Genomic DNA, 17,127 nt, shown 5'->3' with positions numbered 1-17,127 from the left:
GCCGCCGTTCGCCGGGACCTTATTGTGGGGCTCATCTGAATCGGAGGGCTGGTATGACAGCGGCGGTTGACAACCCGTTCTTTGCGCGGATTTGGCCATTTGTCGCCGCCCATGAAGTCGAGGCGATCCGGGCCATGCGCCGGGAGAATCTGGCCGGCCTGCACGGCCGGGTGCTGGAGGTCGGCGCGGGAATCGGCACGAACTTTGCGTACTACCCGGACTCCGTCGACGAGGTGATCGCGATGGAGCCCGAACCGCGGCTGGCGGCCCTGGCCCGTGCAACCGCCGACGCGGCGCCCACCCGCGTCGTGGTGACCGGCGAAACGGTCGAAGCGATTGGCGGCGTCGAGCCGTTCGACGCGGTGGTGTGCTCGCTGGTGTTGTGCTCGGTGCACGACCCCGGCGATGTGTTGCGGCGTCTGTACTCGTTGCTGCGGCCCGGCGGGGAGCTGCGATATCTCGAGCACGTCGCGAGTGCCGGTGCGCGCGGCCGTCTTCAGCGGTTCGTCGATGCGACGTTGTGGCCGCGGCTCTTCGGCAATTGCCACACCCATCGCGATACCGAGCGTTCGATCGTCGAGGCGGGATTCGAAGTGGACACGTCGCGGCGGGAGTTCACGTTGCCGTCCTGGGCGCCGATGCCGGTCTCCGAGCTACTGCTCGGCCGCGCGCGCCGGCCCTGACCGGGCGTCCCGTCAGCTCAGCAGGGCCGGTAGCCGCTGCAGCAGGCCGGGCAAGGCCTGGCTGGCCGTCTCACGCATGCTGACCGTCACGCTGTCCGACAAGGGGGTCACCTCGGGATTGACCTCGATGACGGCGGTGCCGCGGGACAGGGCCAGCTCGGCCAGCCCGGCCGCCGGATAGACGATCGCCGAGGTCCCGACGACCACCATCACGTCGGCGGCCTCGGTCGCCTCGACGGCGCGCCGCCACGGCTCGTCGGGCAGCTGTTCACCGAACCACACGATGTCGGGCCGAATCAGGCCCCCGCAGCGACACACCGGGGGATCCACCTCCAGCGCCGGTTCGGGCATCGCGGGCAGCGCATCGGAGTAGCGCTTATCGCAACGCGCACAACGGAATTCGAACAGACTGCCGTGCAGATGATGAACCATGTCGCTGCCCGCGCGCTCATGCAGGTCGTCGACGTTCTGGGTGATGACGCTGACCTCGGCGTCGTCCTGCCAGGCGGCGATGGCGCGATGGCCCGCATTCGGTTGGACGTCGGCGACCAAGTAGTGGCGCCACAGATACCAGCCCCAAACCCGCTGCGGGTTGTCGCGCCAGCCCTGCGTGCTGGACAGCTCGTAAGGGTCGAAGCGCGCCCACAACCCGTTCTTGTCATCGCGGAAGGTCGGCACGCCGCTTTCCGCGGAGATCCCCGCGCCGCTGAGCACGGCAATTCGCATCCACCCAACATAGCCGGGAGTGGGGGATACTGGACGGGTGGAGCTGGGTGACTGGTTGAAGGTCGACATGAAGGCGGGAAAGCCGTTGTTCGACCAGCTCAGGACGCAGGTCATCGATGGGGTCCGGGAGGGCGCGCTGCCGCCCGGCACCCGACTGCCTACCGTTCGGGACCTGGCCGGCCAACTCGGCGTCGCCGTCAACACCGTGGCGCGCGCCTACCGGGAGCTGGAGACCTCCGCCATCGTCGAAACGCGCGGGCGTTTCGGCACTTTCATCGCCCGCTACGACCCGACCGACGCCGCGATGGCGGCCGCGGCGCGCGAGTACGTTCGGGTTGCGCGCGGACTCGGCTTGGACAAGGACGACGCGGTTCGCTACATCGAAGCGGTGCCCGACGAATAAGACGGGCGTCGAAACCCCTTGCTGCACAAGCTGTCTGGTACCGCCGCTCAGCGCAACACTTTCTCCAGCGTGCGCAGGTTGCGCGTCGTGGTCGACGACTTGTACCGCGGCTTACCCATCGTCTTGCCGATGCTGCTGTCCAGCGTGCTGCCCTTGGGCACCTGCCAATAGACCACGCCGTCACCGCGGCGGATCTTCTCGTCGGCACCCGCGTCCTTGCCCAGCGCCGCGAGCTCGTCCAGCACGGCGGAGTCGGCGACGAACGTGACGTAGGACTGATAGCCATCGAGCTCACGCTCGAACGGGTAGGCATCGACCACGCCGCGCACCGTGTCGATGTCGTAGGCCAGCACCCACGCGTCGTAGCCGAACCGCTCCCGCAGCGCGGCTTCGGCCTTTTTGCGCACCGACGCCACGCCGGCGGACGATTCCAGCAGCACGTTGCCGGTCGCCAGGATCGTCCGGACCTCGGTGAACCCCGCCTCGGTGAGCGCGGCCGCCACGTCGGCCATTTTGAGATTGACGCCCCCGACGTTGACGCCACGCAGGAAGGCCGCGTACTTGGTCATGCCCCGATTTCACCAGGTCGGCCACCCAACAAATACCCCGGGCCGCCCTGGGCCTGCGAGACGTAGGCTTTCGTCATGGGACGCCAAGTCTTCGACGACAAATTGCTGGCCTTGATCAGCGGACACTCCCTTGGGGTGCTGGCCACCATCAAGCGCGACGGGCGGCCTCAGCTGTCGAACGTGAGCTACCACTTCGACCCGCGCAGCATGGCGATCCAGGTGTCGATCACCGAGCCGCGGGCCAAGACCCGCAACCTGCGTCGGGACCCGCGGGCCTCGATCCTGGTCGACGCCGACGACGGCTGGTCATACGCCGTCGCGGAGGGCACCGCCGAGCTGACGCCCCCGGCGGCCGCGCCCACCGACGACACCGTGGAGGCGCTGATTGCGTTGTATCGCAACATCGCCGGTGAACACCCGGACTGGGACGAATACCGCCAAGCCATGGTCACCGACCGGCGGGTGCTGCTGACGCTGCCGATCTCTCACCTGTACGGCATGCCGCCGGGCAAGCGGTAGCCGCGGCGCGTAGGCGAACCGTTTCGGCAAACCCGGCTAGGCTGCCCCCTATGGCTGAATCGAATGCCCGGCGGAATTCGAAGTCGTCGGCGTCTTCGGGCGGCGCGGGAGCGCCCGGGGGGGACGACGACACCAAGCGCAAATTCCGCGAAGCCCTGGACCGCAAGATTGCGAACTCATCCAGCGGATCCGACCACAAGAACGGTTCCGCCAAGCAATCGCGGGCGCACGGCGCGGTGGGGAACCGCCGGGAATTCCGCCGCAAGAGCGGCTGACGGCCGCCGCGCCCCTGGGCGAATCATGTTGTGCGCCATATCAGTTCACTGAGACGGCCTCAGCCCCTCCGGCGCTGCGAATAGGCCGATCGACGGGTCGGCTTGGCCGGGTTTGCCGCGCAGGCTTCCCCGGGTGCTGGGATGTTCGAAGTTCACCCGGGACGGGTCATTTTGGTAGGCCCAGTCCGCCACGATGGTGCGTTGGCCGAACGTCCAGCGGCCGTCGTGTTTGGTGTACGTGTCCAGGTATCGCCCGCCGATGATGACGTCGACGTCGTGTTCGGGGCCCGCGAAGGTGTGGAACACCAGGCAGTAGATCTCACCGCGGGCGGTGTCGCCGTTGACCGCGAAGTTCGTTGTGGTGATGTTGTGTTGGGAGACACGCACATACGGCTCCGCGGCTTGCAGCTGCGCGATGAACTGTTCGACGCCCCCGGTCGAAAACGAACCGTGCGAATCGGTCGCCTCCGGGTGGTACAGGCTACGCAGCGTGTCGTAGTCGGCGCGATCGACGGCCCGGCAATAGGCGGTGACGAGCTGATGCAGTTCGTCCCGAGCCAGCATCAGCGCCAGTTTGGCCTCATCCACCACCACGCCACGATAACGCCGTCATTGCTGGTGAGTACTCTTGCGACCAACGGTGCCAGGGTGTGCAGCGGAAGGAAGATCGTTGACGGTGAAACTTTGCCTCGCGCAAGATCCTGAGGCCGACAAGCTGCTGGACGACAGCCCCTTGGCGTTGCTGATCGGGATGGTGCTGGATCAGCAGGTGCCCTTCGAGACCGCATTCGCCGGACCGAAGAAGATTGCGGACCGGATGGGCAGCTTCGATGCCGCCGACATCGCGGACTACGACCCGGCCAAGTTCGCCGAATTGTGCTCGCAAACGCCTGCGATACACCGCTTTCCGGGGTCAATGGCCAAGCGCATCCAAACGCTGGCGCAGATCATCGTGGACCGCTACGACGGCGACGCGGCCGGATTGTGGACTGCCGGCGACCCCGACGGAAGCGAGCTGCTGAGGCGGATCAAGGGATTGCCTGGATTCGGGGATGTGAAGGCGCAGATCTTTGTGGCACTGCTGGGCAAGCAGTACGGCGTCACACCGAAAGGCTGGCGGGCGGCCGCCGGCGACTTCGGGCGGGCCGGCGCGCACATCTCCGTCGCCGACATCGTCGACGCCCAATCGATGGGGAAAGTGCGCGCCTACAAAAAGCAGATGAAAGCGGCAGCCAAAGGGGCGAAGTAGAAGGTCCACAGAAGGGAAAAGCGACAACGTGAAGACGCACATAACGTGTCCGTGCGGTGAAGCCATCGTCGGCAAGGACGAGGACGAACTGGTCGAGTTGACCCAAGCTCACCTCGCCAGCGTCCATCCTGGTCTGGAGTACGACCGCGACGCCATCCTGTTCATGGCGTACTAGAGCGGCACCAACGCGAATGCGCGTGCCCCGCTCGGGGACACGCGCATTCAGGGCGACGAGACGGTGGCGGCGCCGGTCCGCTACGGCACCACCGTCGAGCCGATGGTGGGCATGAACTGGCACTGCTTTTCCTTCGTGGTGACCTGCCCGAAGATCGTCGACATGATGCTGCCGGAGCCGGTGTCGGCGATAGCGCTCAGCGTCGTCGGCCCCTCCGGATTGATGTCCGGACGCGGCTTGAGCGCGACGGTCCCCGACTTGCCGGTGGTCAGGTTCACCCAGGTGACGTTCAAGGGCAGCTTCTGCACCTCGGCGGGTCCGGGCGTGCCGACCGCGGTGAACACATAGGCGGTCTGGCCGGGCCCCGGGCCGGGCAGCGGAATCTTGGCCGGCCCCGCCACCGACAGCGCGGTGGCGATGGCGCTGGTGCCGTCCGCCAGGCAGTTGGTGCCGATCGACGGGTACATGAAATCCTGCGTGGGCGGGGTGTCGGCGCCGAATCCCGGTGCCGCCGCCGCGGGAGCGGGCGCCGGCGCGGGTGCGGCCTGCGGTGCGGGAGGGGCCGCCGGTGGTGCCGCGGCCGGTGCCGGTGGTGCCGGGACCGGCGCGGCGGCGGGCACCTTCGACCATTCGGCGGGACCCGGTGCGCCGGGTGCCGCAGCGGGGGCCGGGCCGGCTGCGTGGGCCGGGTCGATGCCGGCCGGAAGGTGTGCCTCGGGCGCCGGAGTAGCAGGCGCCTCGGGCGCCGGGGCCGCAGCGGGCGCCGCAGCGGCATCGGGTGCCGCAGCGGGGGCCGGGCCGGCCGCATGGGCCGGGTCGATGCCGGCCGGCAGGTGGGCCTGCAAGCCGGGTTCCACCCCTGTCGCGGGCACGTGCTGCGCCGGTGCGACGGGCTCGGCGACGAATTGATTGACCGCCGCCGCAACGTTTTTGGACTCGTTGGGCGTGCTCGGGTTGTGGGCGAAGGCTTGCGCCGCGGCCATCAGCAGCTGCGTCGCTTGCTGCGGGTCGGTGGCCGCTTGCTGGATGAGCGGGGCTAGCTGCGACAAGGCGGGCAGACCCGGCAGCCCTTGGGCCGCATTCGGTTGCGGTATCGGCTGCGGCGCCGCCGGGTCGGCTGCCGCGTTCGGGCAGAGCCCGAACGCGACAGCCGATGCCGTGACGACAGCGGCCAAACCTTTGGACAGATTCCAAGTGGTTGCCACGGTGTCCTCCGGTTCTCAGTAGTGGTTTAGCCGTTTACGAACTGATCAGGGCAGGGCGGCCAGCAGCGGCGCCGCCGGACTTGCCAGGCTGGGCGCCGGCGCGGGTGCCCCGGGCGCGGCAGGAGCCTGACCCGAGGTGAGCGCCGGCAGATCCTGCGGGAGCGTGACTTTCGGAGGCACACTGACCGGCAGGCCGGCCGGCATCGCCGGCATGTTGACCTGCGCCTGCGGTAACTGCGGAGCGGGCGGAGTGGCCGGTGCCGCGGGTGACGACAGCCCCGGGATGGCCGGCAGGCCCGGAATCGACGGAGCGGCCGGAGCGGCGGGGCCCGCAGCCGCCGGCTGCGCACCCGTGAGGCCCTGAATCATTCCCGGAATCCCGCCGGTCGCCGTCGATGGCGCGGCCGGGGTCGCCGACTGCGCCAGCCCGGGAACAAGGGGGCTGGTCGCCGGAGACGACGCCGGGGCGGCGCTTGTCGCCACGGTCAGTCCGGGAATCGACGGAAGACCCGCCGTCGGAGCCGCCGCGGTCGCCGGCGAGGTGGCCGCCGGAACGCCCGGGAAGTTGATGCCCGGGGTGGCCGGAGCCGCCGGCGGCGTGGCGCCGAGTGCGGTCGCGAGGTTCTGCAGGATTTGAGGTGCGTTGGCCGCCGAACTGATCAGCTGCTGCGGAATGTTCGGCAGGGCCGGGGCGGGCACGGGGTCGGCGTGGGCGATACCGCCCGTCAATAGCGCTGCGGACGAACCGACCACGACGGCGGCTGCACGCATGTAAGTCCAGATGGTTGGCATGACTCTCCCTGATTGATCGATTACAGGTCCCGCCGCTGAAGTTACTTTGATGCAGATGGGACACAAGTGACACGTGTGGCATTTATAGACTCGTTACGGATACGAGTGAGATCGGTGACCGAATGCGCCGGAAAAGCGCTTCAACGGCCCTTTATCGATGGCCGTAAGAACGACGGCGCTGCGGCGCGAAGCCCGCTCGCTAAAGTCGGCCGCATAGACACCACCTCGGCCGCTCCGGCGGCATCCAAGCCCCAGCGATTGGCGGGCGCCCTTCAGGTGGCCGCGCCGATGCTGCTCATCGCGAGCATCGCCGTTCGGTTGGCCTGGACGTACCTGGCTCCCAACGGCGCGAACTTCGTCGACCTGCACGTGTACCTCGGCGGATCCGCCGCGATCGATCACCCCGGCACCTTGTACAGCTACGTCTACGCAGACCAGACGCCGGACTTCCCGCTACCGTTCACCTACCCGCCGTTCGCGGCCGTCGTCTTCTACCCGCTGCACCTGCTGCCATTCGGTCTCGTTGCCTTCCTGTGGCAGATCGCGACCATGGCCGCGCTGTATGGCGCGATACGGCTCAGCCAGCGTCTGATGGGCGAGGTAACCCCCGCCGCCCGGCGCGTCGCGATGTTGTGGACGGCGGTCGCCATCTGGATCGAGCCGCTGCGCAGCACATTCGACTACGGCCAGGTGAACGTGTTGCTGATGACCGCGGTCCTGTGGGCGGTGTGCACCACGCGGTGGTGGCTGTCGGGGCTGCTGGTCGGCGTGGCGGCGGGAATCAAGTTGACCCCCGCGATCACCGGCGTCTATCTCCTCGGCGCCCGCCGGTGGGCTGCGGCGGTGTTCTCGGCGGTCGTTTTCGTTGCCACGATTGGGATTTCGGTGTTGGTCGTCGGCGATCAGACGCGGTACTACTTCACCGAGTTGCTGGGCGATGCCCACCGGGTAGGCCCCATCGCCACTTCGTTCAATCAATCCTGGCGCGGCGGCATTTCGCGAATCCTGGGCCACGACGTCGGATTCGGTCCGTCGCTGGTGGTCGCCGTCGCCGTCACCGCGGTGCTGGCCGTGCTGGCCTGGCGCGCCCTGGACTCCTCGGATCGGCTGGGCAGGCTGCTGGTGGTGGAGTTGTTCGGGCTGCTGCTCTCACCGATTTCCTGGACCCACCACTGGGTGTGGCTGGTACCGCTGATGATCTGGGCGATCCACGGCCCGGCGCGCGAGCGAAGTGGAGCGGGCATTGTCGGCTGGGGCTGGCTCGCCCTGACCCTGATCGGCGTGCCGTGGTTGCTGAGCTTCGCCCAGCCGACCATCTGGCAGATAAGCCGGCCGTGGTACCTGGCGTGGGCCGGGCTGATCTACATCGTGGCGGCCATCGCGACGTTGATCTGGGTCGCGGCAACCGGTAGCCGAGAGGCCGAGCAGCAGCGCCCGGCCGCGCTCTAGTTGTCGACGATGCCGTTGATGTCGCGGGCCATGTCGATGTCGTTTTTGGTGATGCCGCCCTCGGAGTGCGTGACGAGAGCGAAAGTTACCGTCCGCCAACGGATATCGATGTCGGGATGATGGTCCTTGCTCTCCGCGTGCTCGCCCACCCGGCGCACGGCATCGATGCCGGCGAGAAAGCTCGGAAATTTGATCGAGCGGCGCAGGGCGCCGTCGGCGCGCTCCCATCCGGTGAGATCGGGCAGTGCGGCGTCCACTTGCTCATCCGTTAACACAGCCATAGCTCGACGGTATACCGTCACCGGCCAGGAGATGATTTCGCAGCTGATCGTGGGTTAGAGACAGACCCGGAAATCTGCGGCCCTCCCGACGCTGTGGTCTATCTAGGAGGCAACGGCGGGACCCGGCGTCTGAGTTTTCGGATCCAGCTGCACGACGACGCTTTCCTCCGGCGGGTTGTTTCGTTCCTGGTATGCCGACTCGAGGATGTCCGGAACCCGCTGCAGGTCGCGGGCGACGCCCATCAATTCCTCCAGGATCATGATTCGTTGCTGATTCGCCTCGGTCAGCGTTGCGCGCGCCTGCTCATCGGAATGACGAGCTCTCTGTTTTGCGTCGGCGATAAGTTGTTCGCGCTCCTGCTGGGCTTCCTGCCACGCCTGATCGATCGATGATTGGGCTTCAGCACGCATCCGGGCGAGTTCGGCGTCGAACTCTCTCCTGGTGGCCGCGCACTCCGTCTCCAGCGCCTTGCGCTGCGCGGCGATGTCGGCCAGCAATTCCCGGTGCTCTCGCTGGGCGACCTCGGTCTCGGCCTCGGCCTGGGCGATCAGGGCTTCTACCTCGGCACGCGATTCGCTCTGCATCTGGGAGATCTCATCGAGCGCACGCCGCAGCAACTTCGCCATCCGATGTTGCATCGCGTACGGCGACGGCGAGGTGTCCGAGAGGAGCGCAACCTCATCCGTGAGGCACGCGACTTCAATCCGCAGCGCGGCCGCTTCATCGCCGGCCTCGTTTCGCTGGGCCCTGAGGTTCTGAACCTCCTCGATGAGGAACTGCTGCTTGGCGAGCAACACTTCGATGTAGGCATCGACCGCGGCCGTGTCATAGCCCCTGAAGGTGCGGGAGAACGTCTTTGCGGGTCCGGTGCTCATTGCCAACCCCATTCCTGGAAGTGCCCATTAGAGATAAGGAACGACTAGAATCGAGTATCCCACGGTCGCGCTCAAAACGTAAGAGAGCCGTTGTGCTGCAAGGAAATTCGATTCACCTCACCGGGGGTTTGGTGCCGCCGGGGGCCGACGTCGGCCTGCGCGGACCGAGGGCGTCGCCCAGCCGAGGGCCCCGACGGTATACCGTCACTGGCCATGCCGACCCAGATCGTCGTCGCCGGCGCCTTGATCTGCGACTCCAAGGTCTTCGTGGCACAGCGCGCCCGTCCGCCGGAGCTGGCCGGTCGCTGGGAACTGCCCGGGGGCAAGGTGGCGTCCGGTGAAACGGAGCGCGACGCGCTGGCCCGCGAGTTGGTCGAGGAGCTGGGCCTTGCGGCCGGCGACCTCGCAGTGGGCGATCGGCTGGGCGACGACATCGCGGTGGAGGGCCTCACGCTGCGGGCCTACCGTGTGCGACTGATCGGGGGCGAACCCGACGCCCGAGACCACCGGGCGTTGCGCTGGATTACGGCGGCTGAGCTGCACGATCTCGACTGGGTGCCGGCCGATCGTGGCTGGCTGGAAGACCTGACCCGGGCCCTTTGACGGCTGCCTCATAACAAGTCCACAGACTTCCGGCAGCTTATGTACAGGCGCGTTGCAGGTCTTCGCGGTGAACTGAATAGAACAATATGACTTGTAATAACGACGCCACACGAAGCTGTCCTGAATGTGCGTGCCGATAGCGAGCCGAATGTTTGTTCAGACTGTGCCGCCGCGGCCACAGTGCCGGGCCGGGCGGCTTACCCGTGCGCAAAAACCCATGCTCATGATGCTTTTTTCGAAGAACTGCCCACGCGCGGTGGACCTGATTTCGCACCCGGTGCAGACCTATGCTGGTGCTGTATTGCCTTCCAGCCCGTGGGCCTGCACTGCCGCGTTGAGCCGATCCGAGCTGGTGCGGGCGCGTGGATCACTGGGCTGAGTGCCGGACACAACGTCCACGGGGCCGAACGCACGGCATGGCGACGAGGCGCGACGCTACCGAATAGGAGGAGTACTTCTTGACTGTCACACCTCACATTGGCGGAGCGCTCGAGGAGCTCTTGGAGCGGAGCGGGCGCTTCTTCACGCCGGGCGAGATCTCGGCCGACCTGCGCACGGTCACGCGCGAGGGCGGCCGCGAAGCCGACGTGTTCTACCGCGATCGGTGGAGCCATGACAAGGTGGTGCGCTCGACGCACGGGGTGAACTGCACCGGGTCGTGCTCGTGGAAGATCTACGTCAAAGACGGGATCATCACCTGGGAGACCCAGCAGACCGACTACCCGTCGGTGGGGCCGGACCGGCCCGAGTATGAGCCCCGCGGCTGTCCGCGTGGTGCGTCGTTCTCGTGGTACAGCTATTCGCCGACCCGCGTGCGCTACCCCTACGCCCGCGGCGTGCTGGTCGAAATGTACCGGGAGGCCAAGGCACGGCTCGGCGATCCGGTGCTGGCATGGGCCGACATCCAGGCCGATCCCGAACGCCGTCGCCGCTATCAGCAGGCCCGTGGGAAGGGCGGGCTGGTTCGGGTCACGTGGGCCGAGGCCACCGAGCTGATCGCCGCCGCCCACGTGCACACGATCAAAACCTACGGTCCGGACCGCGTCGCCGGTTTCTCTCCGATCCCGGCGATGTCGATGGTGTCCTACACCGCCGGGTCGCGGTTCTTCGAGTTGATCGGCGCTCCCATGACGTCGTTCTACGACTGGTACGCCGATCTCCCGGTGGCCTCACCGCAGGTGTTCGGCGACCAGACTGATGTGCCCGAATCCGGCGATTGGTGGGACGCGGCGTATTTGATGATGTGGGGCTCCAATGTCCCGATCACCCGCACGCCCGATGCGCACTGGATGGCCGAGGCGCGCTACCGCGGCACCAAGGTGGTGACCGTCAGCCCCGATTACGCCGACAACACCAAATTCGCCGACGAGTGGATGCCCTGTGCGGCCGGCACCGACGGGGCGCTGGCCATGGCGATGGGCCACGTCATCCTCTCGGAATGCTATGTGCGCAAGCAGGTTCCGTTCTTCATCGACTATTCCCGCCGCTACACCGACCTGCCGTTCCTGATCAAGCTGGAAGAACGCGGCGACATGCTGGTGCCGGGAAAGAACCTCACGGCAGCGGATTTGGGGGAGGCCGTCGAGAACGCCGCGCTCAAGCCAGCGGTGCTGGACGAGACGACCGATTCGGTTGTGGTGCCGCACGGTTCCCTGGGATTCCGGTATGGCGAGTCGGGGGTCGGCAAGTGGAACCTCGATCTCGGCGACCTGACTCCCGCACTCAGCGTGCGAGACGCGCACGGCCGCAACGGGGATGACGGCACTGCGCTCGTCCACCTGCCCAGCTTTGACACGGTCGACGGCGAGGGCACGACCGTAACGCGCGGCGTTCCGGTGCGCCGCATCGGTAAGCACCTGGTGTGCACCGTCTTCGACCTGATGCTCGCCCAATACGGGGTGGCACGGCCGGGATTGCCGGGCGAATGGCCCACCGGCTACGACGACGCGACCCAGCAGAACACCCCGGCATGGCAGGAGGCGATCACCGGCGTCTCGGCCGCCCAGGCCATCCGGGTGGCAAGGGAATTCGCGCGCAATGCGGAGGAATCCGGCGGCCGCTCCATGATCATCATGGGCAGCGGAATCTGTCAGTGGTTTCACGGCGACGCCATCTACCGCGCGGTGCTGGCGCTGCTGATGCTGACCGGGTCGATGGGCCGCAACGGCGGGGGCTGGGCCCACTACGTCGGCCAGGAAAAGGTACGCCCGCTCACCGGTTTTCAGACGATGGCGATGGCCACCGACTGGGTGCGGCCGCCGCGCCAGGTGCCCGGCGCCTCCTACTGGTATGCGCACACCAACCAATGGCGTTACGACGGCTACGCGGCCGATAAACTGGCCAGCCCGGTGGGCCGGGGCCGATTCGCGGGCAAGCACACCATGGACTTGCTGGCCTCGGCGACGGCCATGGGCTGGAGCCCGTTCTATCCCCAGTTCGACCGGTCCAGCCTCGATGTCGCCGACGAGGCGCGCGCCGCCGATCGCGACATCGCCGACTACGTCGCCGAACAGCTCGGCCAGCGCAAACTCAAGCTCGCCGTCACCGATCCCGATAATCCCGTCAATTGGCCGCGAGTCCTTACCGTGTGGCGCGCCAACCTGATTGGGTCGTCGGGCAAGGGCGGTGAATACTTTCTGCGCCATCTCTTGGGAACCGACTCCAATGTGCAGGCGCAGCCTCCCGAGGACGGGGTACGGCCCGTCGATGTGACGTGCGACGGGGACATTCCCGAGGGCAAGCTCGACCTGATGATGTCGATCGACTTCCGGATGACCTCGACGACGCTGGTGTCCGACGTCGTGCTGCCGGCGGCGACCTGGTATGAGAAGGCCGATATCTCCAGCACCGACATGCACCCCTACGTCCACGCGTTCAGCGCCGCAACCGATCCGCCATGGGAAACGCGTTCCGACTTCGACGCTTTCGGTGCCATCGCCCGCGCCTTCAGTGCCATGGCCAAGGATCATCTGGGCACTCGCACCGATGTCGTGCTCACCGCGCTGCAGCATGACACCCCGGAGGCGATGGCCTATCCCGACGGCACAGAGGACGACTGGTTGCACACCGGTGCGACGCCGGTGCCGGGGCGGACAATGGGCAAGCTCACCGCGGTGGAGCGAGATTACACCGCCATTTACGACAAGTGGCTGGCGCTGGGTCCGCTTGTCGACAAGTTCGGCGTGACCACCAAGGGGGTCACGGTGCACCCCTTCCGGGAGGTCGAGGAACTGTCGGCGAAGTTCGGGGTGCTGAAGTCCGGTGTGGCCGCGGGTCGTCCGGCCATTACCACCGCCGCACGGATGGCCGACGTGCTGTTGTTGCTGTCGGGGACGACCAACGGCCGCCTCGCGGTCGAAGGCTTCCACGAACTGGAGAAGCGCACCGGGCAGCGGCTGGTGCATCTGGCCGAGGGCAGCGAAGACCGCCGTATCAGCTATGCCGACACCCAGGCACGTCCGGTCCCCGTGATCACCAGCCCGGAATGGTCCGGCAGCGAGACGGGCGGCCGCCGTTACGCGCCGTTCACCATCAACATCGAAAACCTCAAACCGTTCCACACCCTGACCGGCCGGATGCATTTCTATCTGGCGCACGACTGGGTCGAGGAACTCGGCGAGCACCTGCCGGTGTTCCGCCCGCCCCTAGACATGACCCGGTTGTTCGGCCAGCCCACGCTGGGCCCGACCGAGGACGGAATCGGGCTCACGGTGCGCTACCTGACGCCGCACTCGAAATGGTCGTTCCACTCCACCTACCAGGACAACCTGTACATGCTGTCGTTGTCCCGTGGTGGCCCGACGATGTGGATGAGCCCAGGCGATGCGGCGAAAATTCAAGTGCACGACAATGATTGGGTCGAGGCCGTCAACGCCAACGGCATCTACGTGTGCCGGGCGATCGTCTCGCACCGGATGCCCGACGGGGTGGTTTTCGTCTACCACGTCCAGGAGCGCACGGTGGACACCCCGCGTTCGGAGATCAACAACAAGCGCGGCGGCAACCACAATGCGCTCACCCGGGTGCGCATCAAGCCCAGCCACCTGGCCGGGGGTTACGGGCAACACGCGTTCGCGTTCAACTACATGGGTCCGACCGGCAACCAGCGCGACGAAGTGACCGTCGTGCGCCGCCGCAGCCAGGAGGTGCAGTACTGATGCGCACCAACACGACGCGGGATGGGGGACCGCGATGAAGGTCATGGCGCAGTTGGCGATGGTGATGAACCTCGACAAATGCATCGGTTGTCACACCTGCTCGGTGACGTGCAAGCAGGCGTGGACCAACCGACCCGGTACCGAGTATGTGTGGTTCAACAACGTGGAAACCCGTCCCGGACAAGGCTATCCACGCACCTACGAGGACCAGGAGAAGTGGCGCGGCGGCTGGATCCGTGACAAGAAGGGCCGGCTGCGGCTGCGGGACGGCGGCCGCATCCAGAAGCTGTTGCGGATTTTCGCCAATCCGAAGTTGCCCGTCATCGGCGACTACTACGAGCCGTGGACCTACGACTACGAGAACCTGACCACCGCACCCGCGGGGGACACCTTCCCGACAGCCGCACCCAAAAGCCTGATCAGCGGTGAGCCGATGAAGATTTCGTGGGGACCGAACTGGGACGACAACCTGTCCGGCTCGTCGGAGATCCTGGCCGAAGACCCGATCCTGAAGAAGATCAACGAGGAGATCAAACTCTCGCTCGAAGAAACGTTCATGTTCTACCTGCCCCGGATCTGCGAGCACTGCCTCAACCCCTCCTGCGTCGCGTCGTGCCCGTCGGGCGCGATGTACAAGCGCAGCGAGGACGGCATCGTGCTGGTCGACCAGGACCGCTGCCGCGGCTGGCGGATGTGTGTGTCCGGATGTCCTTACAAAAAGGTCTATTTCAACCACAAGACAGGCAAGGCCGAGAAGTGCACGCTGTGCTACCCGCGGATGGAGGTCGGCCTGCCGACCATCTGCTCGGAGACCTGCGTGGGGCGGCTGCGCTACCTGGGAGTGGTCCTCTACGACGCCGATCGGGTGCTGGAAGCGGCGTCGGTGGAAAAAGACACCGATCTCTACCAGGCGCAGTGCGAGATCCTCCTGGACCCCAACGATCCGCAGGTCATCACGGGCGCGCGGGCAGAGGGCATCCCGGACGAGTGGATCGAGGCCGCGCAGCGTTCCCCGATATATGCGCTGATCCACACCTACAAGGTGGCGCTGCCGCTGCACCCGGAATACCGGACCATGCCGATGGTTTGGTACATCCCGCCGCTGTCGCCGGTGGTCGACGCGGTCAGCCGCGACGGGCACGACGGGGAAGACATCGGCAACCTGTTCGGCGCGCTCGACGCGCTGCGCATTCCGATGCAGTACCTGGCCGAACTGTTCACCGCCGGTGATACCGCCGTGGTCGAAGGCGTGCTGCGGCGGCTGGCGGCGATGCGCTCCTACATGCGCGACATCAACCTCGGTCGTGAAACTCAGCCCCACATCCCGCATTCGGTCGGCCTGACCGAAGAAGAGATCTATGAGATGTACCGGTTGCTCGCCATTGCGAAATACGAAGAGCGCTATGTTATTCCGACCGCGTTCGCGCCGCAGGCCCGCGAGCTCGAGGACATGGGCTGCTCATTGACGGGTGAGGGCGGGCCGGGGATGTACGAGTCGGATGCGGTGGTGTCGGTGGAGACCTTCCACACCCTTAAGCAGCGCGGCGACGATCCGGCCAACAGCCGTCGATCGACGCGGGTGAACCTGCTCAACTGGGACGGCGGCCAGGTGCCCGCCGGAATGTTTCCCGAAGAGCAGCACCGATGAAATTGCTTTCGGCGCTCCGTGAGCGCTCCAGCGGCAGGGCGATGCAGGATCGCCTGGTATGGCAGGCGGCATCGCTGCTGCTGGCCTACCCGGACGACGGATTGGCCGAGCGACTGGACGCCGTCGACGAGTTGCTGCGCCATATCAGCGGTTCCGCGGCGGCGCTTCTTGGGGAAACGGTGGCGTCGTTGCGGACCCGCGAGCCGATGGCCGCCGGGATGGACTACGTCGCCACCTTCGACATGCGCCGGCGCTGCACGATGTACCTGACCTACTGGACCGCGGGGGACACCCGCAACCGGGGTCGGGAGATGCTGGCGTTCGCCACCGCCTACCGCGAGGCGGGTGTACAACCGCCGGGCGGCGAGGCCCCGGATCATCTGACCGTGGTGCTCGAATTCGCCGCCACCGTCGATCCCGAGGTCGGCCGGCGACTGCTAGACCAGCATCGCGTGCCCATCGAGGTGCTGCGTGGCGCCCTCGCGGACGCCAAGTCGGTCTACGAGCCGACGGTAGCGGCGGTCTGCGAGACCCTGCCCGCCGCAACAGATCAGGAAGCGCGCCGCGCCGAGCGGCTGTCAAAAGCCGGACCACCGGCGGAAGCCGTTGGGCTGCAACCCTTTACCCTGACCGTGCCACCCCGAAAAGGAACGCCAAGTGTTTAGCAACGTCCTGTTCTGGGACATCGCGCCCTACGTCACGCTGTCGGTGCTGATCGTGGGCACCTGGTGGCGCTACCGCTACGACAAGTTCGGCTGGACCTCACGCTCGTCGCAGATCTACGAGTCGCGACTGCTGAGCGTGGCCAGTCCCATCTTCCATTTCGGCATCCTGGCGGTGTTCGCCGGGCACGTGATGGGGCTGTTCGTCCCGCCGAAGGTCACCCAGATGATGAAGGTGAGCGACCACTTCTACCACCTGCAGGCGGTCATCGCCGGGTCGATCGCCGGCATCGCGACGCTAATCGGCATCGGGCTGCTGATCTACCGGCGGTTCACCCGCCCGGCGGTGACCATGGCCACCAGCCGCAGCGACAAGGTGATGTACGTGGTGCTGCTGCTGGCGATCGTGGTGGGCCTGTACTGCGACCTGATCGGCACCGGCCCGCACGGCGGCGAGTTCCACTACCGCTACACGGTCGGGATGTGGTTCCGCCGGATCTGGATATTCCAGCCGCACGGCGAGGTGATGATCAACGCGCCGCTGGACTACCAGCTGCACACCCTGATCGGCATGGTGCTGTTCACGCTGTGGCCCTTCACCCGGCTGGTGCACGCGTTCAGCGCCCCGGTCGTGTACCTGTTCAGGCCCTACATCGTGTACCGCAGCCGCGAGGCCGCGGCCAAGGGCGAACTCGTCGGTACCGCACCGCGCCGCCGCGGCTGGTAAGCGTCCAACCTGCGCTTCGGTGGTGCGGCTAGGGCGACGACACGCCGACCCGGTCCGTCGCCACCGCACACTCAACGCCACCGCACACTCGACGCCGGCAGCCGCCCGCTGAGGGCGCCACGTCACCA

General features: G+C 66.7%; 19 protein-coding genes. 12 read left to right on the top strand and 7 right to left on the bottom strand.

Going from position 1 to position 17,127, the window contains the following annotated elements:
• Positions 1 to 53: 53 nt before the first annotated feature.
• Positions 54 to 683 (top strand): class I SAM-dependent methyltransferase, encoded by a 630-nt coding sequence (locus A5753_RS03785; protein WP_067123583.1) that lies wholly within the window; start codon positions 54 to 56, stop codon positions 681 to 683.
• 12 nt (positions 684 to 695) lie between these two features.
• On the opposite strand, the gene A5753_RS03780 is transcribed toward A5753_RS03785, so the two are convergent.
• Positions 696 to 1,409: an NAD-dependent deacylase gene (locus A5753_RS03780; RefSeq protein ID WP_067123582.1), complete on the bottom strand. Its 714-nt coding sequence runs from the start codon at positions 1,407 to 1,409 to the stop codon at positions 696 to 698.
• 37 nt (positions 1,410 to 1,446) lie between these two features.
• Here A5753_RS03780 and A5753_RS03775 point away from each other — a divergent pair, with 37 nt between their 5' ends.
• A complete protein-coding gene (locus A5753_RS03775; RefSeq protein ID WP_067123580.1) occupies positions 1,447 to 1,812 on the top strand; it encodes a GntR family transcriptional regulator in 366 nt (121 codons plus the stop codon).
• Between the two features lie 47 nt (positions 1,813 to 1,859).
• Here the strand turns inward: A5753_RS03775 and A5753_RS03770 are convergent, their stop codons facing one another.
• Positions 1,860 to 2,381 (bottom strand): DUF1697 domain-containing protein, encoded by a 522-nt coding sequence (locus tag A5753_RS03770; RefSeq protein ID WP_067123578.1) that lies wholly within the window; start codon positions 2,379 to 2,381, stop codon positions 1,860 to 1,862.
• A gap of 75 nt (positions 2,382 to 2,456) precedes the next feature.
• On the opposite strand from A5753_RS03770, the gene A5753_RS03765 reads away from it, so the two are divergent.
• Positions 2,457 to 2,900: a PPOX class F420-dependent oxidoreductase gene (locus tag A5753_RS03765; protein WP_067123576.1), complete on the top strand. Its 444-nt coding sequence runs from the start codon at positions 2,457 to 2,459 to the stop codon at positions 2,898 to 2,900.
• Positions 2,901 to 2,950: 50 nt separating this feature from the next.
• Positions 2,951 to 3,175, top strand: a complete 225-nt coding sequence (locus A5753_RS03760; RefSeq protein WP_067123575.1) for a DUF5302 domain-containing protein — start codon at positions 2,951 to 2,953, stop codon at positions 3,173 to 3,175.
• A gap of 45 nt (positions 3,176 to 3,220) precedes the next feature.
• On the opposite strand, the gene A5753_RS03755 is transcribed toward A5753_RS03760, so the two are convergent.
• On the bottom strand, positions 3,221 to 3,769 hold the full coding sequence (locus A5753_RS03755; RefSeq protein ID WP_067123573.1) for a nuclear transport factor 2 family protein: 549 nt from the start codon (positions 3,767 to 3,769) through the stop codon (positions 3,221 to 3,223).
• An 82-nt stretch (positions 3,770 to 3,851) separates the two neighbouring features.
• Here A5753_RS03755 and A5753_RS03750 point away from each other — a divergent pair, with 82 nt between their 5' ends.
• Both A5753_RS03750 and A5753_RS03745 read left to right on the top strand, forming a co-directional pair.
• Positions 3,852 to 4,424 (top strand): HhH-GPD-type base excision DNA repair protein, encoded by a 573-nt coding sequence (locus A5753_RS03750; protein ID WP_067123571.1) that lies wholly within the window; start codon positions 3,852 to 3,854, stop codon positions 4,422 to 4,424.
• A 28-nt stretch (positions 4,425 to 4,452) separates the two neighbouring features.
• Positions 4,453 to 4,599, top strand: coding sequence for a hypothetical protein (locus A5753_RS03745; protein ID WP_003875447.1), 147 nt, complete (start codon positions 4,453 to 4,455; stop codon positions 4,597 to 4,599).
• Between the two features lie 80 nt (positions 4,600 to 4,679).
• Here the strand turns inward: A5753_RS03745 and A5753_RS03740 are convergent, their stop codons facing one another.
• Both A5753_RS03740 and A5753_RS03735 read right to left on the bottom strand, forming a co-directional pair.
• Positions 4,680 to 5,804 carry a hypothetical protein gene (locus A5753_RS03740; protein ID WP_067123569.1) on the bottom strand — a complete coding sequence of 375 codons (1,125 nt, stop codon included), beginning with the start codon at positions 5,802 to 5,804 and terminating at the stop codon, positions 4,680 to 4,682.
• 45 nt (positions 5,805 to 5,849) lie between these two features.
• Positions 5,850 to 6,596 (bottom strand): hypothetical protein, encoded by a 747-nt coding sequence (locus tag A5753_RS03735; RefSeq protein WP_067123567.1) that lies wholly within the window; start codon positions 6,594 to 6,596, stop codon positions 5,850 to 5,852.
• A gap of 114 nt (positions 6,597 to 6,710) precedes the next feature.
• Here A5753_RS03735 and A5753_RS03730 point away from each other — a divergent pair, with 114 nt between their 5' ends.
• Positions 6,711 to 8,045 (top strand): mannosyltransferase, encoded by a 1,335-nt coding sequence (locus A5753_RS03730; RefSeq protein ID WP_369829289.1) that lies wholly within the window; start codon positions 6,711 to 6,713, stop codon positions 8,043 to 8,045.
• Here A5753_RS03730 and A5753_RS03725 read toward each other — a convergent pair.
• The gene (locus A5753_RS03725) at positions 8,042 to 8,326 is read right to left on the bottom strand and encodes a 4a-hydroxytetrahydrobiopterin dehydratase (protein ID WP_067123565.1); all 285 of its coding nucleotides are present in this window, start codon (positions 8,324 to 8,326) and stop codon (positions 8,042 to 8,044) included. The two genes, A5753_RS03730 and A5753_RS03725, sit on opposite strands and share 4 nt — an antisense overlap.
• Positions 8,327 to 8,428: 102 nt before the next feature.
• The gene (locus A5753_RS03720) at positions 8,429 to 9,202 is read right to left on the bottom strand and encodes a DivIVA domain-containing protein (RefSeq protein ID WP_067123564.1); all 774 of its coding nucleotides are present in this window, start codon (positions 9,200 to 9,202) and stop codon (positions 8,429 to 8,431) included.
• A 213-nt stretch (positions 9,203 to 9,415) separates the two neighbouring features.
• Here A5753_RS03720 and A5753_RS03715 point away from each other — a divergent pair, with 213 nt between their 5' ends.
• The 5 genes from A5753_RS03715 to narI all read left to right on the top strand — a co-directional run bounded on the left by A5753_RS03715 (position 9,416) and on the right by narI (position 16,999).
• The gene (locus tag A5753_RS03715) at positions 9,416 to 9,805 is read left to right on the top strand and encodes a (deoxy)nucleoside triphosphate pyrophosphohydrolase (protein ID WP_067123562.1); all 390 of its coding nucleotides are present in this window, start codon (positions 9,416 to 9,418) and stop codon (positions 9,803 to 9,805) included.
• Between the two features lie 458 nt (positions 9,806 to 10,263).
• The gene (locus tag A5753_RS03710; protein WP_067123560.1) at positions 10,264 to 13,962 is read left to right on the top strand and encodes a nitrate reductase subunit alpha; all 3,699 of its coding nucleotides are present in this window, start codon (positions 10,264 to 10,266) and stop codon (positions 13,960 to 13,962) included.
• Between the two features lie 34 nt (positions 13,963 to 13,996).
• Positions 13,997 to 15,610 carry a nitrate reductase subunit beta gene (narH, locus tag A5753_RS03705; RefSeq protein ID WP_067123558.1) on the top strand — a complete coding sequence of 538 codons (1,614 nt, stop codon included), beginning with the start codon at positions 13,997 to 13,999 and terminating at the stop codon, positions 15,608 to 15,610.
• The gene (narJ, locus tag A5753_RS03700; protein ID WP_067123556.1) at positions 15,607 to 16,275 is read left to right on the top strand and encodes a nitrate reductase molybdenum cofactor assembly chaperone; all 669 of its coding nucleotides are present in this window, start codon (positions 15,607 to 15,609) and stop codon (positions 16,273 to 16,275) included. The genes narH and narJ overlap by 4 nt, the downstream gene beginning before the upstream one ends.
• The gene (narI, locus tag A5753_RS03695; RefSeq protein WP_067123554.1) at positions 16,268 to 16,999 is read left to right on the top strand and encodes a respiratory nitrate reductase subunit gamma; all 732 of its coding nucleotides are present in this window, start codon (positions 16,268 to 16,270) and stop codon (positions 16,997 to 16,999) included. Before narJ ends, narI begins: the two co-directional genes overlap by 8 nt.
• Positions 17,000 to 17,127 lie beyond the last annotated feature (128 nt).

This window comes from Mycobacterium sp. 852002-51971_SCH5477799-a (assembly GCF_001667145.1).
Taxonomy (GTDB): Bacteria; Actinomycetota; Actinomycetes; order Mycobacteriales; family Mycobacteriaceae; genus Mycobacterium.
Note: the sequence above shows the minus strand (reverse complement) of the source record. Positions and strands in the feature narration are given on the sequence as shown.